This is a genomic window from Methanococcus voltae PS, assembly GCF_024807035.1.
In the GTDB taxonomy this organism is placed as follows: Archaea; AGJL01; Methanococci; order Methanococcales; family Methanococcaceae; genus Methanococcus; species Methanococcus voltae.
The window spans coordinates 119,811-141,201 of record NZ_JANUCQ010000002.1 but is presented as its reverse complement, the minus strand read 5'-3'; the positions used below and the strand labels follow the sequence as shown (position 1 = coordinate 141,201).

Annotated in this window: 23 protein-coding genes; 11 read left to right on the top strand and 12 right to left on the bottom strand. The window is 28.5% G+C overall.

The window, feature by feature from the left end; all coding sequences use genetic code 11:
- Positions 1-9 precede the first annotated feature (9 nt).
- Entirely contained in the window at positions 10-999 is a 990-nt protein-coding gene (locus tag M2325_RS03885) for a hypothetical protein (protein ID WP_259051333.1), read from the bottom strand.
- 214 nt (positions 1,000-1,213) lie between these two features.
- On the opposite strand from M2325_RS03885, the gene glmM reads away from it, so the two are divergent.
- The 7 genes from glmM to M2325_RS03850 all read left to right on the top strand — a co-directional run bounded on the left by glmM (position 1,214) and on the right by M2325_RS03850 (position 6,665).
- Positions 1,214-2,593, top strand: coding sequence for a phosphoglucosamine mutase (gene glmM / locus M2325_RS03880; protein WP_259051331.1), 1,380 nt, complete (start codon positions 1,214-1,216; stop codon positions 2,591-2,593).
- Positions 2,594-2,914: 321 nt separating this feature from the next.
- Positions 2,915-3,268, top strand: a complete 354-nt coding sequence (rpl7ae, locus tag M2325_RS03875; protein WP_013179781.1) for a 50S ribosomal protein L7Ae — start codon at positions 2,915-2,917, stop codon at positions 3,266-3,268.
- A gap of 84 nt (positions 3,269-3,352) precedes the next feature.
- Positions 3,353-3,583: a 30S ribosomal protein S28e gene (locus tag M2325_RS03870; RefSeq protein WP_013179782.1), complete on the top strand. Its 231-nt coding sequence runs from the start codon at positions 3,353-3,355 to the stop codon at positions 3,581-3,583.
- A 129-nt stretch (positions 3,584-3,712) separates the two neighbouring features.
- Positions 3,713-3,904, top strand: coding sequence for a 50S ribosomal protein L24e (locus M2325_RS03865; protein ID WP_209591458.1), 192 nt, complete (start codon positions 3,713-3,715; stop codon positions 3,902-3,904).
- A gap of 324 nt (positions 3,905-4,228) precedes the next feature.
- Positions 4,229-5,131 (top strand): DMT family transporter, encoded by a 903-nt coding sequence (locus tag M2325_RS03860; RefSeq protein ID WP_209631901.1) that lies wholly within the window; start codon positions 4,229-4,231, stop codon positions 5,129-5,131.
- A 96-nt stretch (positions 5,132-5,227) separates the two neighbouring features.
- The gene (locus M2325_RS03855; protein ID WP_259051329.1) at positions 5,228-5,881 is read left to right on the top strand and encodes a class I SAM-dependent methyltransferase; all 654 of its coding nucleotides are present in this window, start codon (positions 5,228-5,230) and stop codon (positions 5,879-5,881) included.
- Between the two features lie 403 nt (positions 5,882-6,284).
- Positions 6,285-6,665, top strand: coding sequence for a hypothetical protein (locus M2325_RS03850; protein WP_209591455.1), 381 nt, complete (start codon positions 6,285-6,287; stop codon positions 6,663-6,665).
- Positions 6,666-6,915: 250 nt separating this feature from the next.
- Here M2325_RS03850 and argF read toward each other — a convergent pair whose 3' ends face one another.
- Positions 6,916-7,842 (bottom strand): ornithine carbamoyltransferase, encoded by a 927-nt coding sequence (argF, locus tag M2325_RS03845; protein ID WP_209591454.1) that lies wholly within the window; start codon positions 7,840-7,842, stop codon positions 6,916-6,918.
- A 588-nt stretch (positions 7,843-8,430) separates the two neighbouring features.
- Here argF and M2325_RS03840 point away from each other — a divergent pair.
- Entirely contained in the window at positions 8,431-10,797 is a 2,367-nt protein-coding gene (locus M2325_RS03840; RefSeq protein WP_259051327.1) for a beta-propeller domain-containing protein, read from the top strand.
- Between the two features lie 82 nt (positions 10,798-10,879).
- Here the strand turns inward: M2325_RS03840 and M2325_RS03835 are convergent, their stop codons facing one another.
- The 10 genes from M2325_RS03835 to M2325_RS03790 all read right to left on the bottom strand — a co-directional run bounded on the left by M2325_RS03835 (position 10,880) and on the right by M2325_RS03790 (position 19,766).
- Positions 10,880-11,830, bottom strand: coding sequence for a Gp37-like protein (locus M2325_RS03835; RefSeq protein ID WP_209591452.1), 951 nt, complete (start codon positions 11,828-11,830; stop codon positions 10,880-10,882).
- Positions 11,831-11,867: 37 nt separating this feature from the next.
- The gene (locus tag M2325_RS03830) at positions 11,868-12,719 is read right to left on the bottom strand and encodes a hypothetical protein (protein ID WP_259051326.1); all 852 of its coding nucleotides are present in this window, start codon (positions 12,717-12,719) and stop codon (positions 11,868-11,870) included.
- 103 nt (positions 12,720-12,822) lie between these two features.
- Complete coding sequence (locus tag M2325_RS03825; protein ID WP_259051324.1) at positions 12,823-15,666, bottom strand: phage distal tail protein; 2,844 nt, start codon at positions 15,664-15,666, stop codon at positions 12,823-12,825.
- A gap of 148 nt (positions 15,667-15,814) precedes the next feature.
- Complete coding sequence (locus M2325_RS03820; RefSeq protein ID WP_209591449.1) at positions 15,815-16,519, bottom strand: hypothetical protein; 705 nt, start codon at positions 16,517-16,519, stop codon at positions 15,815-15,817.
- Between the two features lie 32 nt (positions 16,520-16,551).
- Complete coding sequence (locus M2325_RS03815) at positions 16,552-16,890, bottom strand: hypothetical protein (protein ID WP_209591448.1); 339 nt, start codon at positions 16,888-16,890, stop codon at positions 16,552-16,554.
- The gene (locus M2325_RS03810; RefSeq protein WP_209591447.1) at positions 16,883-17,179 is read right to left on the bottom strand and encodes a hypothetical protein; all 297 of its coding nucleotides are present in this window, start codon (positions 17,177-17,179) and stop codon (positions 16,883-16,885) included. Before M2325_RS03810 ends, M2325_RS03815 begins: the two co-directional genes overlap by 8 nt.
- Before the next feature lie 70 nt (positions 17,180-17,249).
- Complete coding sequence (locus M2325_RS03805) at positions 17,250-18,023, bottom strand: hypothetical protein (protein WP_209591446.1); 774 nt, start codon at positions 18,021-18,023, stop codon at positions 17,250-17,252.
- Between the two features lie 110 nt (positions 18,024-18,133).
- A complete protein-coding gene (locus M2325_RS03800; protein ID WP_209591445.1) occupies positions 18,134-18,472 on the bottom strand; it encodes a hypothetical protein in 339 nt (112 codons plus the stop codon).
- 86 nt (positions 18,473-18,558) lie between these two features.
- Complete coding sequence (locus tag M2325_RS03795; RefSeq protein WP_259051322.1) at positions 18,559-19,332, bottom strand: hypothetical protein; 774 nt, start codon at positions 19,330-19,332, stop codon at positions 18,559-18,561.
- A 194-nt stretch (positions 19,333-19,526) separates the two neighbouring features.
- On the bottom strand, positions 19,527-19,766 hold the full coding sequence (locus M2325_RS03790) for a hypothetical protein (protein ID WP_209591443.1): 240 nt from the start codon (positions 19,764-19,766) through the stop codon (positions 19,527-19,529).
- Between the two features lie 324 nt (positions 19,767-20,090).
- Here M2325_RS03790 and M2325_RS03785 point away from each other — a divergent pair, with 324 nt between their 5' ends.
- From M2325_RS03785 to M2325_RS03775, 3 genes are all read left to right on the top strand, one after another.
- Complete coding sequence (locus tag M2325_RS03785) at positions 20,091-20,543, top strand: hypothetical protein (RefSeq protein ID WP_209631907.1); 453 nt, start codon at positions 20,091-20,093, stop codon at positions 20,541-20,543.
- 46 nt (positions 20,544-20,589) lie between these two features.
- Complete coding sequence (locus tag M2325_RS03780; protein WP_259051320.1) at positions 20,590-20,724, top strand: hypothetical protein; 135 nt, start codon at positions 20,590-20,592, stop codon at positions 20,722-20,724.
- A 147-nt stretch (positions 20,725-20,871) separates the two neighbouring features.
- Positions 20,872-21,336 (top strand): hypothetical protein, encoded by a 465-nt coding sequence (locus M2325_RS03775; protein WP_259051312.1) that lies wholly within the window; start codon positions 20,872-20,874, stop codon positions 21,334-21,336.
- Positions 21,337-21,391: the final 55 nt, after the last annotated feature.

Genomic DNA, 21,391 nt, shown 5'->3' with positions numbered 1-21,391 from the left:
TTCACAGTATTATACACGTTCTCCGGGTCTTAAATAGGATTTTAACTGTCTTTTAGACCAATTACCGAAATAAGTATTATTTCCCGTTAAATCCATTCCTTTAAAATCAAGATTATACTTTATTTTCAATAATTTAGGTATTTTAGCGTAAACGGAAATATTTTCGACGCCATCAAATATAAAGAACGGCATTAAATAACTTATATTGGGATTGGTATACGCAGTATGTACCAAAACAGGATAGTATTTTCTTAAGAGTGAATTCTTATTTAATCCAAGTTTTGACATCATATTTTCAGAAAAGTTTTTATTTAAATGGACATACTGACAAAGCATACTATATTCTTCATGCCTACGTCTTTTACCAAGAAATTTATAGTCTATGTTGGCATATTTAACGTTATTATCTAACATATCGTCAAAAATCGATATTGATTTGGCCAATAGTAGTCTATATTCCATTAAATTTTCCATATGATTCTCCATAGTTTTATTTACTAGAGCGTATTCAACTTCCTTTAACTTCCCCATTTTTGCCAATGAATTTAAGTAGGCCACATACTTGCATAAATGTATTTTTTCCCCATTTTTATTGGTTAACCAATAATCACTACCCAATAAAACGTCTTCTACGATTTTTCTATATCCTATCGGTACTAAATTTTTAGCTTTCTGTAATAGTTTATCTGTAAGAACTTCTTTTTCAAAGTCGCTTAATTCATAATAGGAAGTTTCAGGAGTTATATTCATAGATTTTAAATAACTTATGGCTTCTAATTCAGTTCTAAATAACGGTATTTCATTAAAATCATGTAAACTAATATATAAAGGTCCTTTTTTATCATATATCAAAAGTTCGTCGATTTCTCGGACAATTCCATATTGTTTTAATTTACCATCTGATAAATTTATTTCTTTATTTTTATAATATTGAAATAGTATATCTACAAAATCTTTTAATTCCCCATCATTTTCAACCATTTTTAGAATTTTGTACATGGTTTTACCTTTTTCGTTGCGTTATTGGATTATTTGCTATCTTATAAACTAAATTTCATATCCCAACAATATTTATTATTTTATTCTTCCATATTATAATTTAAATAAATACAAATATATAAAATAATGTAATATTTAACATGATTAAGAATTATAGATTAATTTAAAAATAATTTAAAAATAATTCATACAAAATTGTACAAAACGGGATATTATGAAATTATTCGGAACATCAGGAATTAGAATGAAAAATTTAAGCCCAGAAATAGCATATAACGTGGGTTTCGCAATCGCAAAGAATTATAAAAACGTGGTAATAGGTAGAGACTCGAGAACAACCGGAGAATTGATAGAAAGTGCTATTATAACCGGTCTTTTAAATGGCGGTGCTACAGTAAGTAAATTAGGTATTGTACCTACCCCGGTTCTTGGTTTTGCTTCAAAAAAATACGACGCAGGAATTATGATTACCGCTTCACATAACCCTCCTGAATATAATGGTATAAAACTATTCAATAGCGATGGTACGGCATTTTTAGAAGAGCAGGAGCACCTTATTGAATCCATAATTGAAAATAAGGAGTATGAGCGAACCAATTGGAGTAAAATTGGCAAAGTGGTAGAAGATAAGTATTCTATAATGGAATACTGTAAATATCTTGTCGATAGCATTAACTCAAGAATAACTGAAAAACACAACGTTTTAGTAGATTGCAGTAACGCTGCAGCTTGTGAATTGTCCCCTTATTTATTCACTGAAGTGGGTTGTAAGGTAATTTCCGTAAATTCTCACTTTGACGGTCGTTTTGTGGGTAGAATGCCCGAACCAAACGAAAAGAACCTAACAGAAACAATGGATATGATAAAAGGATTAAATAAAATACCCCATAAAGATTATATCGCGATTGCACACGACGGTGACGCAGACAGAATGATAGCAATTGACGAAAAAGGAAGGATAACAGATTTTGATAAACTCCTTACGGCATACGCTAGGTTTATAGTGGAGACCACGGACACAAATACGATTATAACTACAATAGACGCTTCAATTGCATTAGATGAGTATGTAAATGCCAATACAAAAGGTAAAAAGGTAGAAATAGTACGTACAAAAGTTGGAGACGTTGCAGTGTCTAATAAAATTAAGGAATTGACTAAAAACGGCGAAAATATCCAATTTGGTGGCGAACCTTCCGGAACTTGGATTCATAGCGGAATACACATGACCCCTGATGGCATACTCTCCGGATTAAGGCTTTTAGAAATGATGGAACATTTTAATAAAAAATTATGCGATATAATGGATGAAATACCTTCCTATATAAATATGCGTGAAAAAATACCTTGTGATGATAATTGTAAAAGTGAAGCAATGAAACTCGTTGTAAAAGAAGGTAAGAACATATTCAATTGTGTTCCTAATACGCTTGACGGTGCAAGGTTTGATATCGTAGATAAGGATGCCTGGGTATTACTTAGACCATCAGGTACTGAACCATACGTTAGAATTAGGGTAGAAGCAAAGGATAAGAAAATTGCCGAAGAATTATTTAATAAATCAAAAGAATTATTGGATAAAATAATAAATTAAATAATAAATTAAATAATAAAATAAATAATAGAATAATAAAATAATTTAAAATATCTATTAATCTTAATATGATTATCAATCCATTAATTTAACTTATTTAATTTAATTGTCCGAAATATGGCAATTATTTTAAATTATCCAATGTTATTTTAATTTATTTTAAATTATTCTAAAATTATTTCTATTTTTTAAGTACGTCGACCGTAACTATTATATACTATTGTATAGTATAGTAGAGTACCACTCTTTTAATACCATGATGATATGAGTGGGTGCCATCCGGATAAAAAAATTTTTTTAAATAGTGAAGGAGGTCATAATATGGCTGTTTATGTAAAATTTGAAGTACCACAAGAATTAGAAGAGAAAACTGCTGAAGTAGTTTCAAAAGCTACTATGATTAAAAAGGGAGCTAATGAAGTAACCAAAGCAGTAGAAAGAAGTAGAGCAAAATTAGTAGTTGTTGCTAAGGACGTTCAACCTGAAGAAATCGTAGCACACATCCCTGCTATCTGTGAAGAAAAAGGTATCGCATACACATACTGCGCTACAAAAGAAGATTTAGGAAAAGCTGCAAACTTAGAAGTTCCTACATCAGCAATTGCTATTATTGAAACCGAAGATGCTGAAGGATTAAACGAGTTAGTTGAAAAAGTTAACGCTTTAAAAGCATAATTTGATTTAAAAATTTGATTTGCTTTCGAAAATTTATTATATTATTAGAAACACGAAGCATAAGCACAAATTAGGTGATTAGCAATGGCTGATGAAATGGTATACAAAGAGGCAGTAGCTGCTGAAATCATTCAAGTAAATGGTAAAACAGGAGTTACTGGCGAAATTTTCCAGGTAAGATGCAAAATCTTAGGTGGAAAAGACAATGGTAGAATTTTAACAAGAAACGTTAAAGGTCCAGTTAAACTCGGCGACATCATTATGTTAAGAGAAACCGAGAGAGAAGCAAAACCTTTAGGAAAAAGAAGAAGATAAGTGGATAACAATCCTAACATATTCTTATAATCGGATATCATATGGTAATTATAATTCATTACATAATATGGTATAATGTACTGTATATATGATTAATTAGATTACCTAAATTCCGACTTGGTGATGAAAATGGAATGGAAAACATGTAGCTTTTGCGAAGGTGAAATTGAACCAGGATGCGGAAAAAAATACGTTAAAAAAGATGGTTCAGTTATGCACTTTTGCTCATCAAAATGTGAAAAAAACTTCAAACTCGGTAGAGTAGGAAGAAGATTAAGATGGACAAACATCTTCAGAAGAATAACAAAAGGACAACAATAAATACAATAATTTAAGTTGAATAATTAACTAATTAACTTAATTTTAAATTTAAATTATTAGTTTTTTTCCTTTTATATACTTTGACGATACGTTGATTGAATTAACTAAATATTGTTTTTTATTGATTAATCTTAAGTAATTAAGAATTTTTGAATTGTTTTTATAATTTACAGCTTATACTATACCATATTTAGTTTAATTTAGTTTAAACTTAAAACATACTACGTAAATATACTAAAAATACAATTGTTAAAAAATATTAAAAATAAAATATATAAACACAAACACAAAAAAATGAACGATAAAAATTAAAAAGGTAATGTAATGTCTGCATCTAATTTAAAAGGGATATTTTATGTTTTATTGGCTTCTGGTTCTTATGGTATGGTGCCATTTTTTGCATTAATTGCTTTTGACGGCGGTTCTAATGCTACAACTGTTATATTGTTTAGATTTTTAATTGCAGCCATTTTTTTAGGCGCATATTTGAATATCAAAAAAGTAGATAAAAAAGTAACTACGACCAAAATATTTGACATAGCATTGTACGGGGCTTTATTTTATGTAGCAGCCGCTTTATCTTTGGTTTTATCATATTACTACATACCGACGGGTACTGCTACGGTTTTACACTTCGTATACCCGGCTTCAGTAGTTATAATAATGGTTACACTATTTAAAGAAAAAATACTCAAAGAAAAGATATTTTGCCTTTTACTCTCCATAGCTGGTGTAGTATTATTAGCAAATAGTGATGGTGGACTATTGGATCCTTATGGAATATTTTTGGGGTTAATTTCGGGTGTACTATATGCAGTTTACATTGTAGCAGCAGGACAGGGCAAATTGACATGTTCTGATGCTATTGTATCTTCATATTACCTGACAGTTTCAGCGTCTGCAATCCTTTTAATATATGGATTCCTCACAAACGGAATTGTATTGAATTTAACACCTATGGCTTGGGGAGCTATGGCTTTTATAGCCATATTTTCAACGGCAATCTCTTTAATTTTGTTCTTAAAAGGGGTTGGTGAAATTGGAGCGTCTAATGCCGCCATATTAAGTACTATGGAACCTATTATAAGTGTAGTCATCGGAGTTTTGCTATTGGGCGAATCCTTAAATTTTTCAATGGCTTCAGGCACTTTATTGGTATTAATGTCCGTAGGTCTATTAACACTCACAGAAAAACGAAAAAAAGTAGAGGTACCTACTTCATTATAATATCTTTTTATATTATAATTTCTTACACTATGTTAAGAAAATTAAAAAATTAAGTTAAAATTAAGTTAAAAATTTAAAAATTTAAAAGGTCAGAATATGCACTATTTTTCAGAGAACCCGAATTCTAAACACAATGAAACAACAATAAAAGGTACTATAAATAACAAAGTATTATCATTTAATACCGATGCAGGCATTTTTTCCCCTAATTACGTAGATAAAGGTTCTCAAATTCTTGTTAATTATTCAGAATTCAAAAAAGATGATGATATATTAGATATGGGCTGTGGTTACGGGGCTATTGGAATATCCTTAGCAGATGATGTTAATTCCGTTGTAATGACTGATATTAATAAAAGGTCTGTTAGTTTAGCTAAACAGAATGTAAAATTGAATCACGTAAAAAACAAAAACATAACAGTTTTACAGGGCAACTTATATGAAGAAGTCCCAAAAGACTCCAAATTTGATGTAATAATTTCTAACCCGCCTATAAAAGCAGGTAAAGTAATTATTCATCAAATAATATCTGAAGGTTTAGAATATTTAAAGCCAAATGGTAAAATTTATGTAGTTATTAAAACCAAACACGGTGCAAAATCTTTAACAGATTTCATGGAAAAAACATACGGTAATGTAGAAATTGTTAAAATAAAATCAGGATATAGGGTTTTATGCAGTGTAAATAATTTAAATAATAAAAATATTCAAGATACTAATGATAATCCCGATAATACGGATACCAACTAATTTATCATACTTTTTTAATAAATATTTTAAATTTATATTATATATTAATCAATATATTATTAATTATATTACTAAATATTACTTTTTTTATTAATTGTATTATAATATTGGCTATATGATAAGGACGATAACACATATCGAAAATACTATATACTATAATAATCAAAAATATTTATGACTATTACGTAATTACTAAACTTAATAATAACAGTATTAAATTAATATATTGACATTATGGCATATGATGACAATGTACACGGCGAAAAATACAACCCCAAAATAATTAAATGAAATATATTTTAAACTAAATGATGTATTCGGAGGGATTTGTTTGAACGTCTCTAGAAAGCGTTTTAAATTATACCTATCCTACTTTTTAGTAATATTGATTATCGGGCTATTTATGGTATTTTCACAATCTGCATACGATGTTGTACCCACATACACCCCCAAATATACTATAGAATATGATTTTGGAATCATAAAAGATAATTACAATAGCACAGTATCGCATATTAAATTTGATAAAAATTCAAAGACTTTACATGTATTTTTATCCAGTGAATGGCTTAGAAAATCATCTATAGAACAACAAATCCTTGCTAATGATATAGGCGTAGAATTAAATAGCGCTTTAAAAACTAAACACCTTTTAGAGAATAGTGATGAATTAAACGTTAATTATTATTTGGATAATAATCAAATGTGCACATATTCTTCTAAAAAAGGAGTTAAAATATTACAGGCTAATGAAGTTATAAATTTGGAAAACACGTCTGAATAATTTAAATGTTGATTTCCCACTTTTTTAAATTCTAAATGAGGCATATGAAAAATACGACATATAAAATAGAATGGACTACAATAAAATAAGATAGAATAGAATATAATAAAATAATAAACATTAAATCTAAAAGAAAAAAGAAAATTAAATAAAGTGTTTCTAGGATTTAATCATATTGTTTATATTTATATTTATATTTATTTTGTTTATTCTTTTGTTCATACATTTTTTAATTTATTCAAATTTTAATTTATTCAAATAAATATTTTAAAACTGCTTTTTGAGCATGCAATCTGTTTTCTGCTTCATCAAATACATACGAGTTTTTACTTTCGAATACTTCTTCTGTAATCTCCATACCCTTATTTGCAGGTAAACAGTGTAAAACTATAGAATCTTCTTTTGCAAGTTTCATCAATGCACTATTTATTTGGTATGGCGGGAATATTTTTTTAATAGAATCCAAGTCTTTATTTACATCGCTCATACTAATCCAGACATCCGTATATAAAACATCTGCATCTTTTGCAGCTAGTTCCGCATTATCAGTCAATGTAAGACTACCTTCGCCATACTTATCTATTATTTCGAGTGCTTTTTTAACGAAAAGTCCATTAGGTTCGTAGCTTCTAGGTGTAGCGATAAATACATCCATTCCAAGAATTGCTCCTGCTATCATCAAAGAGTTTGCAATGTTATTTCCATCTCCAAAATATGAAAGTTTTAAACCTTTAAATTCTTCAATTGATTTAAGTCCTTTTGTTTCTTTGATAGTTAATATATCCGCTAATATCTGACAAGGGTGTGCCAAGTCGCTTAAAGCATTTACAATCGGTATGTTACTATTTTTAGATAATTCTTCGAGAGTACTATGTTTTTTAACTCTGGCAACAATTGCATCAACAAATCTCTCCATTACTCTCGCCGTATCTTCGATACTTTCCTTTTTACCGAGGTGTATCTCATTATTATTCAATGTTAGACTATGTCCACCTAATTCATTTACTGCAAGGTCAAAGCTTATTCTAGTTCTTGTTGACGGACTTTCAAAAATCAATGCAATATTCTTGTTTTTTAGTACGTCGTGACCATACCTATTTTTTTTGAAAAATTCTGCGTAATCCATAAGTTTTGAAATATCTTCGCGTTCCAAATCCCAAAGTGTTAGTAAATCCATGTTACTCACCCATATTTTGAATAAAGAATTTATTTTTTTCAATTTTTTGATATAATTCCATTATTTCGATAATTTTGGCAAGTTATACTATTTATTACACATAATATATAAATTTGATTATTTAAGGATACGAATGTAAATATTTTTAATTTAAGCATGCTTAAATAATGTTCGGTGAGTACCTTACATAATACACATTGTTATAATAAAGTACACTAATATATTATATCAAGAGTTAAAAATCTATTAACTCGATAAATATGGTTATACAAACCTCCGAATTTAAATGCCGTACTTTAGTACAAATTTAAACTAGATTTATAATATATTTCAATAGTTAATATGCCAATATGTTAATGAATAAATAATTAAAAATAGTCCTAAATTTACAAAAAAATATTATATTTTATATTTTATATTTTATATTATGCCTCGTATGATTTAGTAAATATATTTAATTTAAATACTTTATTTAATTTATTTCATATCCTTAATATTTTATAGTTTAATCATATAGATATTGTTTATTTATTGTTTATTTATTAATAATTAAATTTAAATATACAAAAAGATACAGAAGGTGTCAAAATGGATTTAAAAAGATTTAGCATCCTTGCATTTATAATTGTAGCCGTGGGGGCAATAATTATTGGATTTAGCAGTCAAAATTATCTGACTGATAGTCAAGGGGATACTAAATTACAAAATTGGAATGGTTTGGACTTCAAGATGGTTCCTATAGGTTCAAAAGAGGTCTTAGAACAAAGACAGGAATTAAAAAATTCCCAATCTAGCATATATGGTGCTATGTCAGGCTTTAAGGATGGTATCAGTTACGCGACAACTGAAAATGCCAAAAGTATGGATGTTGACACATCATCTAATACCGGTACTTCTTCAGGCGGTACGTCAAGATATTCAGAAACTAACGTTCAAGTGAAAGGAGTAGACGAAGCCGACATTGTTAAAACCGATGGAGAAAAAATATTTTACTCTCCTAATAGATACAATGGTAAAACCTACATGATTGATGCTTTACCGCCAGAAACTGCAAAGTTAATTGGCGAAATCGGTAAAAGCGGAGAATTATACCTTCAAGGAGATAATTTATTAATAATCGAATACGATAAAATTTCTTGCTATAACGTTAAAGATATAAAAGACCCATATTTAAGCTGGTCTAAAAATATTAACGATACAAGATACATTGATTCAAGAATAATCGATGGAAAATTGTACATGATACTTTCAGAAAAATATGGGCCAATATTCTATGAAAACTATAATTTGCCATATGCAAAAATGTACTATCCAATATTACCTCCAATCGTAGATTATAATGACGAAGTAACATACATTATAACTAAAATGGACGTAAATAGTGGCGAAATCGAAGATTCTATCAGTGTAGTTGGTACCTATGATTCAACAGCCTACTTCTCCGAAGATAACCTTTACTTTACATACCATGTAACTCCAGAATACAACAAAGTAATGATGGAATACATCCTTGAAAACGGAAACAACTATTTCCCAAAAGACGTAATGGATAAAATCAAAAGAGTTTACGCTAACGAGGATTTTGGAGAACCTGCAAAATATCTCGAAATAATGACTACAATCGAAGAATACTACAATAGCCTTCCAAGTGAGGAAAGCTACAATTTAAGGGAAGAATTTAACAAAGATTTCGATAAATACATGACTAAAAAATGGGACGAAATTGAAAGTACGGGAATAATTAAAGTTAAACTCGACAATTTAAGCGTTTCATCAGGTAGTGTGCCAGGTAAATTATTAAATAAATACTCAATGGATGAATACGATGGTAATTTAAGAATTGCTACAACCAAAACCGGATATTGGGCTTCTGAAACTAAATCAACCAATTCAGTTTACGTGCTCGATGTAACAAACATTGAAAACAATAAAATAAATATAATTGGAGAATTAAAAGACCTTGGTTTAGATGAGAGAATTTACAGCGCAAGATTTGACAAAGAACGATTATACCTCGTAACATACAAAGATATTGACCCATTCATGGTAATTGATTTAAGTAATCCTAAAAAACCAACTTTATTGGGTGATTTGAAAATACCAGGATATTCAACATACTTGCACCCACTCGAAGAAAACATAGTTCTTGGAATTGGTAAGGATGAATATAACGATGTAAAAGTATCAATATTTGATGTAAGTGACGTTGAAAATCCAAAAGAATTGAATAGTTATGCAATAGCTGGTCAAAAATGGTCTACAGCACTTTACGAACCTCACGCATTCCTTTGGGACAATGAAAATAGAGTCGTTGTACTCCCCGCAGGTGACAGTGCATATATTTTAAAAATTGCAGAAGCAACCGAAGACTACAAAATAACAATGAAGAAACAAGATAAGCATGAAAACTATGTTTCAAGGTCATTGTACATAAATGATTACTTGTTTACCTTCTCATATGAAGAAATCCACATTATAAATCAAAAAACATGGGACATCGTTAAAAAAATTAAAATTCCATATGATGATATAAAAATTTACGACGATGAAAATGATGAAGATACAACTTCGGTAAAAATCTACAACGAAGACGATATAAAAACTGAAAATAATACTGAAATAGTGAATATTGCACCAGATGAAAACAAAAACATCGAAACAATCGTTAAAAACGTAGAATTAAGTGTAAATGAAACTTATGAAATAGAACTCGAGGAAAACCCTTCAACAGGTTACATTTGGGAATATAATTACACTAAAAACGACGATGTAGTAAAAATAATCACAGATAACTACTTCGCACCAGAAAATGACTTGATGGGGGCTTCAGGTACTCACAAATGGAAATTAAACGCTTTAAAAGCAGGTACTGCCACAGTTGAATTTGAATATTCTAGAAGCTGGGAAGAAGGTAGTACAACTAAAAAAGTTATTTATGAATTTAAAGTTAAATAAATTAAATAAAAAATAACATAAATAATTTTTTTTATTATTCTTTTATTATTCTTTTATTATTCTTTTATTTTTATACAGGTTATTATTTTTTAAAACCTTCAATATCTCCAAATTTAACGCTTAAATTAAAATTATTATTTTTAATCAATTCTGAAACTTCAATAACTGGTAAATCGATACTAAAATTAAATTTATTACTTTTACAAGTCACTATATCGCCTAAATCCCATAAATCTTTATAACCACAATCGTCACTAACTTCTGTATTTAAAGTTATTATTGTTTCAACAAATTTATCGTCTGTAAATTCAAATCTATCTATTCCAGAAGCAATTTCCGTATGATAAGGCGATTTATTAAATTTACTATAATTAATATCGTATTCTACATTTTTTAGTATTTTTATGTCTTTAATATATTCTTGATTATATATATTGCCAATTTCTGGGGAAAATATAATCCATTCGTTTTCAGATTGATTTATACCCCTATTTTTGCCAGTATAAAGTTCGTATATAAATTTTTTAGATATATAATCAAAAATCATTCGTTGACCGATGTTATTATCCTTGCAAATCGAGCTTAAAGTATTTCCTAAATCTTTACCTTTACATCTACATTCATAAATATTACCATCTGCAACAATGTTGGAAATATCGATAAAATCTATTTTACGAGTAGTATCCACTGGATTTGTAACATTCGCGTTAATTAATTCTAGGATGATTGCTTTAAATGGCTTTGCCATATTATTGATATAATCTTCATTAATTACTACCCTTCTGCCCAGTATAGACAATGGGCTTTTGCCATTTACTTGCATATATCCGTCAAGAGTTGTTTTTAGGTACTCAATAATACCAAAATAACCATTATAAAGCACATACTGCCCAACATCAATATCTTTATCATATTTACAATTAAATGAAAAAATATCGGGAGAATAAAATTTTCTATCCCATTTTAAATTCAATAATTCATTTATTTTTATTGCGTTAATGTATTCAAAATTTTTATTTAATATTTTTATCATAATATCACATGTAAATTAGCTTTAAATTAGCTTTAAATTAGTTCTGCGCTAAAAAGCTTGTACCATATTCGCCGATTATTTTTAAAGAAACGCACCGTCCAGGTCTATAATGGTCACTAGGCAATTGGGGGGTTACCTTCCAACTAATGGATTCACAAGCAGGGATTTTTTTGCAGAAGAATTTACAAGCTGCATTACTAGTATATAGTTTATGTGCTTCACCATTCACTACAATGTCCAATTCTACATCGTAAGACTCCACAGCTTGCCAAATTAATTCAAAACGGATACTATCATATAATTGCCAATTTGGAATTGTATATGGACTAGCCATTGTCTGGGTATTATTTATAAGCGTTATTTCACCAACGAGTGGTAGCCGATATTTTTCTTTCACGTGGTTAAACCACGTATCAATTTGTGATTCCTGGTTTGTAGAGTGGGCTACGCCACAAACGGAATAATCTTCTCTCATATCAATAATATTTTCAGGAATTACAAACGTTTGACCCGAATTTACAGTTATTTCTGCGAGTAATAAATCATAAATGGTTTCATTTCGTACTAGGTCACCATTGATAATCTTTAAACTTACATTTCGCACATTTTCACTACGGTCAAGCCTTAAAACTATTTTGTCAACCCTAGTTGAGCCACTGCCTACATCCAACGTAATTATCTTGTCTTCAGTAAGTTCGTAACCATAACCTTCAATAATTGCAGAACCTTTTTTTACGACGATATCCGAATTAGCAACGTGTTCAACCTTCAAATTATCTCCTAAATATAATAAACCCGAACTAACCAATTTAGTAATAAATTTGGCCCAGTCTACTGCATCATATTGTCTATCGCCGTTATTATCGTTAAAAAATCCACTCCATTCCATAATTTCACCTATTTAGAATTATTAAATATATTAAATATTATTTAGGATATTGATATTTTACAAAATTATAAAATTATAAAATTATAAAATATAAGTTTAATACTTACAAAGTTAAATTTCTAAACCGATAAGTCATTTTTAAAGTTAAATCGGGATTTGAAGTTGTTAATTCAATGTCATTAGTTCCAGTTTTTAAATTAAAGAATTTACTATCCATTGTAATATAATCAAAAGCTTTTTTAGTTTCTCCAGTATTTTTATTCATGTATAGGACGTTAATCGGTTCAGTGGTTATAAAAAGCGATTCATGGATATCAAGCTTTTTGCACAACTTAATATGTTCGCCAGTACTATTATTGGCTATTAAACAGTCATCGGCTGTATTCATGGGTCCGTTAATCTCTAATTTTAATGGAGTTTCTACATAACCAGAATTGATAATCATCTTATGGTTATTAACCCGTCCGAAGTTTATAGGTAATCTTAATGGATATTTAAATCCCAAAGAACCTTTTGAAAATTCAACAGATTTTTCACTAGATAGCCAATAAGGTTTTTCCGCTATTAATTCTATGGAAAATTCGCGCACTGTATCGGTTTTAGAGTCGGGTTCAGAGTTTATATTAATGTTACATACTTTACACGGACATTCGTAAGTTTCATCATACTGTAAGTATAAAACACCAGATTTAGTCGGTGAAAATATATTTGTAAGCTTTTTTTCAAGAAGTTCTGGATTTTTGGAAATAATCAACCCATTTATTTTTAAATTATACGGATTTAACGTACCATTATTAATTATTATTCCATTATTAGATTTTTTGGTCTCATAATTCATTTTTGAACAATTTAATCCATCAATATTTCTAAATATCAACGTATCAATATTATTATTCAATTTTTCATAATCAATATTTTTTTCAAAAACAATAATTTCGTTGTCATTATTGATATATTTCAAAGTATTTTTTAAAGAATAATATATTGAATATTTTTCAGTATATTTTGTTAAACCTTGCCCTTTGACCTGTAAATATAAATTATTGAGCCCTTCATTTAATTTAACTTTTTTACAATATTTTTTGTCGCCAATACAATCTAATCTAATTGAATTTCCGTTTAAAATTATGTAAACACCATCAAGCTGTAAATTCGTGTTTATAAAACATTCTACGTTATATATTGAGTCTGTTACTTTGTTAATCGGTTTTTCAAATATTATATCTAAGTGAGGAGTTAATTCTTGTCTAATCACGTTAACAGTTTCCTTATTTTCTTTAATAATGGTTTTAATATCTGAAATCAATTCATTACCATTATTATCTAACGAAATTATTCTTATTCTGTTTTCACCATCTACTAAATTTATTAATTTTTCGTAGATTCCATTTCCGACATAGTCCATATAATGTATTTTCGTTTCATTGCCGTAATGGACAACTTTTACATCTTTTAAACCACTTTCATCGTCGTAAACTTTAGCAAGAACCCTGTAAGGTTCATCTATACATTTAACACACATGGTGTCAAAAATAATTTTTGGAGCCGTTGTATCATTTTTGGTGAGGACAAGAGTTTCAGATGTGCCCAAATAATTTTTAACGTCTGAAGTAATTATATTAATATGATTATCGCCATAAAACAATGGCATATTACAACTATGTCGATTTATAGTGCCTTCAACCTTACTTAATTCAATGTAACCTTTTAATTTATTATTATATCCTCTAACGTAGAGTATATTATCGGAATCTGAAATATCGCATTGCAATGTAACGTAATTTTCACTCGTAACTTCTGGAATTGGGGGAGTTTTAATTATTGTTACAACGGGTTTATCTTCCGTAACAGGAGTTATTTTATTTACAATTTTAACGTCTGAATTTGAGACTATGTCCTCTTTATTAGTAGCAATGACTTTCAAATTATTAATGGAATCTGAAAGAAGTATGTTTGAACTATAAGTATTTTTTGAGTTATCCAATTTTACCATATCTTGGGCGATATACTGATTATTTTGAATTTTTACACTTTTTAAACCCATCCCGCAGGATACTTCGGCGTAAACTTGCAAATTATCCTGACTAGTATATAACTGTTGATTATTGAATACAATATTTACCTTTGTATCGTCCGTATCCAAAATTTTTAAACCCTCTGTCGATAAATTTAGCTCTGATACGTCAATATTAAGGGGATAATTCACTAAATCAAAGTTGTTATTATTGATGACTTTAATTTTCAACATATTATCTACAATAGTGGAAGTTATTTGGATATTCTCAAAATATTCAGCAATTGCGATATAATCTACATAGATGATACCCGAGCCACCACCTGAAGTGGTACTATGTATACGTAACTTATCAAAAACGCTAACGTCATAATTAATACTTTTTTCGAATATTGGTTCGTTATTTGCATAAAAACCTATTTTAGAATCCGTAACCTTATATTCTTGAACGTACCAGTTAGTATTTAATAAATTATATACACTGGCTATAGTTGAGTTATTCAATTTAATATATTGCCCTTGGTAAATATCAGAACTACTTGTACCGTCCCCATAGCTAATAGTATCGACATAACTTCCATAATCTTTCCATAGTGAAATACCACAATAAACATGCTCTGGTCTAAATCTACTTATAAGTCTGTAAGACTCGGGTAATTCAACATAGCGAATATATATGTTTGACGCATCGAGTCTCATAATTCCATTGCTAAATATTGCATTATCTTTTGAACCACTTTCTACGCTCCAATCTGAAAGTGAAGTAATATCTGAAAACTTCCAGAAGTATTTATAAGTATTTTTTGGGTCATTATATAGAATATGTTCAGAATTTTCTTCAATAGTTATATATTTGGTACTGTTTGCAGGAACAAAGGGAATTTTAACAGTTATATTGTTACTACTTGCTTCTTTATGATAATATAATGTCATTTTACCACATTTAAAATTTAATAATGTAAAATACTCTATAAATATGATTAAATTTCATAAAAAGAAGAGTTTTAGAGAATTTAAGGAATTTTAAAATAAATTCTATTGGAATTAATTAGCATGATTTTAATAACTCTTATATATTTGATTAAATGTAATCAATTATTTCCAGCTTTTGAACTGATAAATCAAAATTACGCTCTGCAGATGAGAATTTTAAACCTGAACTCTTCTTTTTAACGTTTTTTAAGATAATTAGCCGTTTTGGAGCTGTTGCACCATATACTACGTCAGCCTGCTCTTCATAAACTTGAATAGCAATAGTGGCAGTTTTAGAGCTACCATTTATATACTTACGATATTTGGGTGTAACTTCAATATTACCCCCAAATTCGACCATTGTATCGATATCACCAAGTGTTATAAGGTCTTTGAAGCTTGCACTCAATGAACTACCTTTTTCAATCTGTATTTTTGCATAACTGAAATCTATTGTTTTTTCTTCCGTTTCTATCTCTTCTTTGACTTCTAATTCACTAGCACCGCCCAAACCTTTGATTGCGTAGCTATATTCTACAGCTATCATATCAGTACTGCTCGGAGCAATATTAAATGTTATTTTATTAAAAATACCTAAAATATCGTTTATATTATAATCGGTACCTATTTTTAGCTTTAAGCCATTTTTAGTTACTATTTCAGAGCCTGAAAGAACTTCGTTATTCGACAATGAAAACTCTGTTTTTGTACCGTCTGTAGTAATTATCTCTTCTTTAGAGTCTGCCAATAGGATAGCAAGCTTTCCACTAGCAGATATTGTCTTTTGGTCAGGTTTTTGAATTGCAATTACCATTCATTCACCTTTTTTTAAATATATTTGGTATATTACTTTGTCTTAAATATCAAATTTAATTCAGAATTTTCATATTCAATATTTTCAAGTATTATATCATATTTTTGCAAAATATTTTCTATAATACCTATTTTAGAATTTATATCGTCTAATTTAGAATCATTTAATTTTAAACTGTTAAATTGTTTAGTTTTTAATTTCAATTCTATATTCCATACGTTTTTATGAAAATTTGGTTTTGCACATACATACAGTTCAAATAAATAATCTGAAATTTTGGGATTAAACTGTGATTTAATTTCAATATCGTTATTAACAAGTTCTTTGTTTACCTTATCCATTAAATCGCAATATTCAGAATATTTAATCATTATAACAGTCTCCCGTAAGTTCTTTAAATCCACGGTCAATATCTATGGTTCCATTCTTTATTTCTTCTACAGAATTTTTGTATATTTCCAAATAGGCATTGGAATTCTCATCATATGGTCTCATATACAAATAACAGGCATAAAATGTCACTATATTTAAATTTTCAACGGAACAGACATTTATAGCGGTTTTTGCACATTCTTGAGCGAATTCCATATTAGAAAACTGTTCCAAATTTAAATATATCTTCATTTTGGAAATTACGTCATTTAATAGGATTTCTGTCATATTATCCCAATATAAATCTTTTTAATAAATTTAAGTCTTACTAACTTAAGCCATATTTAACTTTTTATGCTTAAATACCTTTTAAAACCATAACTCCGTTTTTATCATCAACAGATGGACAAATAGCCTGCGTAGCAATCAATTTGGTTTGAGTTTTTTCGAAAACTTCTAAATCCACAGATAGGGGCGTAGCCTTGTTAAATGTTACAATACTAGCATCATAAGGTACTAAAATAGCTGTATCTGAATTTAAAAAGTTAGATGTGTATATATTAGCTATAGTACCATCCAATTCCCGAATTGCTTTTAAACCATAGTCATTTAGCTTATTAAGATATTTTCTCTTACTTGTAGGCACTATCATGTTAATGGGAGCGGAACTGTATTCCATTATCTCAAATACTCCATCTTCTACATCTTCAACCATTTTATTGATTGTACAAGTGTCCCAGGTATTTGCAGTAACTTTTTCAGTACCATTTGCCACTAATTCATTTATACCGTGGTAATTTATTGATTTGGTTATTATTTTAGCCAAAATTATTGAAAATTTAGATATTCCTTCGTTTGTCATCATTCTAGTAGGTCTCACTATTTTAGCATTTAAGTCAAATATACGTTTTACATCGTCGGAAACTCCATAAGGTATATTTATAACTTCCATATCTGATTTATCCAATATTGTAGTATCATCTATGTTAATGGTTTCCGTAATGTACTTTCTACTTGCTGAATCGATTATTGATTCAGGCATTACTTTTTTAACCACGTCTTGTGAGTCTTTAATGTTTTGAAACCTTTGTTTGACTATTTTTTGTTGTTCAGGTGTTAAACCATTGGTCATACCATCACCCAAGTTATTTTAATCAGTTATTATCATTTATTATCATTTATTGTATTTTAGTTCATTTTATAACGTATTTATCTCAATTATCTAATTATCTAATTATTTAATTATCTCAATAAAACGTCTATATAATTGCCGGAAACACGTGTAACTTTAAACCCTGACCCTGTTTCTGATTTTATGGCGTAACCATCCACATTGGAAACTACATAATCGCCCATGTGCAATAGTGAAGATTCGTTAGTTTTAACGCGCTGAATACCCAATACGTAAACATTTCCAATGGATTCAGCTTCCATTTTGTTGGTTTTTGTATCATAAGTACCCTCATTGGATAATATACCGATTATATTGGTACCACTAGCTTTTAAAACACCATTTTGACCAATTGTAACAAAAGTGTTTGGTTCAATGCTTTCGGCTAATTTTACAGAAATTACATCCATATAATCACCTTAAAGTGTAATTTTAGGTTTTTTATAATAATTGGTAAATATTATGGACAGTACCACAATATTAAGTAATAATAATGTTAAAAATCCATATTTATTGATTTTAAGCTTTTAGAATTTGGATTTGGCAAATTATCTTCTTTAATTTTATTTTTAAATGATTTTATTTTGTAATTATTTAAATCGTCTCCCGAATTATTGAATTTATCAAAATACATTGATGCCATAATTTCGGTTTTTTCGTCAGATTTTTTTATAATTGTTTTTAATAAAGAATTATTTTTATTACAAAAATCTCTTAAAACTTCTAATTCTGATAATATACTATTTATTTTAGATGAACAGTCTTGAAAATCTTCTAAACTTTTATTTTCGTCTTTATCTTCATTATTTTTATTATCTTTATTATCGTTATTATCGTTATTATCGTTATTATTTTTGCCAGATTTTTTGTTTTTATCATTTAATGATGCCAATATTTCTGCAACATCGATATTTCCTGTTGATTTGGCAAATTCAACTTTGGGTATCGTTTCAAAACAAAGTGCTAAAGCTCGAATAATACCTTCCTCTCCCGAGGTATTTTCGTTGTATTCTATTGAACAGCCTTTTAAATTACTTTTTAAACCGTATATTTCTTCAAAAACTTCAACAACTGCGTAAAGTTCGTTTGTTTTTGATAGTATTATCTCGGAAACATGCCCAACTGCATAATTACTTTTTTTATCGTAATTATGGTCTATATTAACAGGTTTGCCTCTTAATGTTTCATAATTCTTAGATAGCCATTCTTCAGTTATTTCAAAGCCGTCTATATTGGTTATATTTAGAACAGGCAAGAATAATTTTTGCATTGTATGACCTTAACTCATTTTATAGATTTTAGTATTGAATGTTAGATTTTAGGTAAGATAAGTGTATTTGATAAAAAGTTATTTAAGAAAATTTATAAGAGGGTTTCTAAATTTTTTATTCTTTAAATGTCGTATTGACCCATATTCATAGGATTTTTACGATTATATCTATTTTACCCTCTAATTTTGATATTTTAGACTCTAACATTTGAATTTTTGCTTTTTAAGTCTTTTAATTCTTCATAAACATTATCTTTTTCGACAACTTCGGTTGCAATTTTGTTCATTTTAAGTTCTAGAACTTCTTTCTGAACAGCTTCAAACCTGAGGTCTTTTTTCATATTTTCTGCCTCGTCTCTGGCTATTGACCTTACAACATCTCTCGCATTTGATTTTATTTCGCTTCCGTCATCTTTTCTGCTAAATAAAGCCATATTATCCCTTTGATTTCGTTTTTATTTGTCTACTTAATCCGTTACATTGGTTTCCATACTATCACAGTTAACCAACGTAACACATTCAAGAGGTACATTAAGACTCTTTATAGTTTACTATTTTATCTTTGAATACTGGCCTATATATTTCTTAATTAAGAAATAAAGCATATATACTAATTTAATTAATATATAGATTAAATAATTACACTAAAATTAAAAAAAAAGATTAAATCGTATTTATTTTTATAGAATACTTACGATTGTCGTACTAAATTAAACCATGTTGGAGTTTATTATTGTTTAATTTAAAGTGGTGAAGTTATGAAAATTAAATCAAAAAATAACTGTAAAATAAGGGCTAATGAGCATACAACTTATGATGAGCATACGGATTATAAAACGGTTAAGAACTTTAGGGGATTAATATATCAAATTTTCATAAATTTGACAATGATTTCTTATGCCATTTACACTAATGACTTTAAATCATTTCTAAATTTTCTTATAGTTAACATATTGGTACTTAATTTTATTTATGCAGATTTTATATTCTATTATGTAGTAAAAACTGGTTCAAACGTATTGAATTTTTATAAAACTCATGCAAAATGTTCCCATAATGTATTTAATAGCGTAAATAACTTTTCGAATATTGAATTTCCAAATTCTTCTAAAATTACAGGCATTAAACCCATTCAAAACATTCAAAACATTCAACCTAACAAAGCCGTTAAAAAGGGTAGTCCAGACATCGAATCGTTTCAACACATCTAGGATACTAAGAATATTAAAAGTGTCTGGCGGGTTTATATTGGGGATTATGTTAAAAAATATGGTTAAAAAAAGTTTTGAAGCCCTTTTAATTCAAATTATGCGATATTATGGTATTAGCATACTTTTAACCCCATTATTGAAGTTTTTCATAGATTTACTTATCGATATACTATTAAGCTAACTTATTAAGCTAAATTATTAAGCTAACTTAAGCTAAATAAATGATTAATATTGGTATTACTACCGATATTCGGTATTTTGAAACTCTTAAGGTCATAACTAGTACAAAAACTGTATAATACGATAATAATACGAACAGAGGTGTTTTATGGCATTATTCAAACCTGCAAGTGAATTAAACGAACAAAATATGGAAAGCATGACTAGTATAAATAATATGGAAAGTAGGGAAAGCATAAAAAATCAACAAAATTCTAAGATTTTACAGTTTTTGTATAATTTAAATTCTGAAAATTCACCTGAAGCTACAATGAATCTTTTTAGGGATAGATTATTGCCTTATTTAGATTACCCCAAAGATATTATTCAAAAAAACCGTAAAATTAAGCTAATAAAGATTTTGGATGATTTATTTGGTGCACATAATAGCAATGGCGAGTTGGATTACTTAAGTATATTGGACTCTATTCACGATTTATTATGCAATAATCAAATAGTTGAGGTAGAATATACCTATATGATTCAAATTTTAAGTTTTTGCACCTATAATGTGGTATTATTCGATAAAAACCTTGATTTGCAGATAATATGTAATATTATTAAAGAATTATAGATAAGTTAGGATATTAAGCTAAATAAGTAATTTGAAATGAATTTTTAAATTTTTA

What these genes read in the sequence shown, in the direction of transcription:
- M2325_RS03885 (WP_259051333.1), bottom strand. Translation starts at nt 999, where the DNA reads ATGTACAAAATTCTAAAAATGGTTGAAAATGATGGGGAATTAAAAGAT.
- glmM (WP_259051331.1), top strand. Translation starts at nt 1,214, where the DNA reads ATGAAATTATTCGGAACATCAGGAATTAGAATGAAAAATTTAAGCCCA.
- rpl7ae (WP_013179781.1), top strand. Translation starts at nt 2,915, where the DNA reads ATGGCTGTTTATGTAAAATTTGAAGTACCACAAGAATTAGAAGAGAAA.
- M2325_RS03870 (WP_013179782.1), top strand. Translation starts at nt 3,353, where the DNA reads ATGGCTGATGAAATGGTATACAAAGAGGCAGTAGCTGCTGAAATCATT.
- M2325_RS03865 (WP_209591458.1), top strand. Translation starts at nt 3,713, where the DNA reads ATGGAATGGAAAACATGTAGCTTTTGCGAAGGTGAAATTGAACCAGGA.
- M2325_RS03860 (WP_209631901.1), top strand. Translation starts at nt 4,229, where the DNA reads ATGTCTGCATCTAATTTAAAAGGGATATTTTATGTTTTATTGGCTTCT.
- M2325_RS03855 (WP_259051329.1), top strand. Translation starts at nt 5,228, where the DNA reads ATGCACTATTTTTCAGAGAACCCGAATTCTAAACACAATGAAACAACA.
- M2325_RS03850 (WP_209591455.1), top strand. Translation starts at nt 6,285, where the DNA reads ATGGTATTTTCACAATCTGCATACGATGTTGTACCCACATACACCCCC.
- argF (WP_209591454.1), bottom strand. Translation starts at nt 7,842, where the DNA reads ATGGATTTACTAACACTTTGGGATTTGGAACGCGAAGATATTTCAAAA.
- M2325_RS03840 (WP_259051327.1), top strand. Translation starts at nt 8,431, where the DNA reads ATGGATTTAAAAAGATTTAGCATCCTTGCATTTATAATTGTAGCCGTG.
- M2325_RS03835 (WP_209591452.1), bottom strand. Translation starts at nt 11,830, where the DNA reads ATGATAAAAATATTAAATAAAAATTTTGAATACATTAACGCAATAAAA.
- M2325_RS03830 (WP_259051326.1), bottom strand. Translation starts at nt 12,719, where the DNA reads ATGGAATGGAGTGGATTTTTTAACGATAATAACGGCGATAGACAATAT.
- M2325_RS03825 (WP_259051324.1), bottom strand. Translation starts at nt 15,666, where the DNA reads ATGACATTATATTATCATAAAGAAGCAAGTAGTAACAATATAACTGTT.
- M2325_RS03820 (WP_209591449.1), bottom strand. Translation starts at nt 16,519, where the DNA reads ATGGTAATTGCAATTCAAAAACCTGACCAAAAGACAATATCTGCTAGT.
- M2325_RS03815 (WP_209591448.1), bottom strand. Translation starts at nt 16,890, where the DNA reads ATGATTAAATATTCTGAATATTGCGATTTAATGGATAAGGTAAACAAA.
- M2325_RS03810 (WP_209591447.1), bottom strand. Translation starts at nt 17,179, where the DNA reads ATGACAGAAATCCTATTAAATGACGTAATTTCCAAAATGAAGATATAT.
- M2325_RS03805 (WP_209591446.1), bottom strand. Translation starts at nt 18,023, where the DNA reads ATGACCAATGGTTTAACACCTGAACAACAAAAAATAGTCAAACAAAGG.
- M2325_RS03800 (WP_209591445.1), bottom strand. Translation starts at nt 18,472, where the DNA reads ATGGATGTAATTTCTGTAAAATTAGCCGAAAGCATTGAACCAAACACT.
- M2325_RS03795 (WP_259051322.1), bottom strand. Translation starts at nt 19,332, where the DNA reads ATGCAAAAATTATTCTTGCCTGTTCTAAATATAACCAATATAGACGGC.
- M2325_RS03790 (WP_209591443.1), bottom strand. Translation starts at nt 19,766, where the DNA reads ATGGCTTTATTTAGCAGAAAAGATGACGGAAGCGAAATAAAATCAAAT.
- M2325_RS03785 (WP_209631907.1), top strand. Translation starts at nt 20,091, where the DNA reads ATGAAAATTAAATCAAAAAATAACTGTAAAATAAGGGCTAATGAGCAT.
- M2325_RS03780 (WP_259051320.1), top strand. Translation starts at nt 20,590, where the DNA reads ATGTTAAAAAATATGGTTAAAAAAAGTTTTGAAGCCCTTTTAATTCAA.
- M2325_RS03775 (WP_259051312.1), top strand. Translation starts at nt 20,872, where the DNA reads ATGGCATTATTCAAACCTGCAAGTGAATTAAACGAACAAAATATGGAA.